Annotated in this window: 1 protein-coding gene; it reads left to right on the forward strand. The window is 64.4% G+C overall.

Annotated features, from left to right (window positions below; genetic code table 11):
- Positions 1-68: 68 nt before the first annotated feature.
- On the forward strand, positions 69-362 hold a 294-nt coding region (locus NR072_RS09115), incomplete at its 3' end, for a transposase (protein WP_256836938.1).

Genomic DNA, 362 nt, shown 5'->3' on the forward strand with positions numbered 1-362 from the left:
GGGTCTGCCGTGAGTTTGGTTGACATCTGATCTGTGGTCCCGGGAGGGACTGCTGGAAGGATGACCCCATGCCCGCTGCATACCCCCGAGAGTTCCGCCAGGACGTGGTCGCGATCGCCCGTAAGGGTCAGATGCCGATCGCGCAGGTCGCGAAGGACTTCGGCATCGCCGAGTCCTGCCTACGGCGCTGGCTGGCCCAGGATGATGTCGAGGCCGGGATCCGGCCCGGCATCACCAAGGCTGAGAACGAGGAGCTGAAGGCTCTCAAGCGCCGCAACCGCGAGTTGGAGATGGAGAACGAGGTCCTACGGCGTGCGGCCGCGTATCTGTCCCAGGCGAACCTGAAATTGGGTCAGTCCCCA

The sequence above is a fragment of the Micrococcus sp. Mcc89 genome (assembly GCF_024519795.1).
GTDB lineage: Bacteria > Actinomycetota > Actinomycetes > Actinomycetales > Micrococcaceae > Micrococcus > Micrococcus luteus.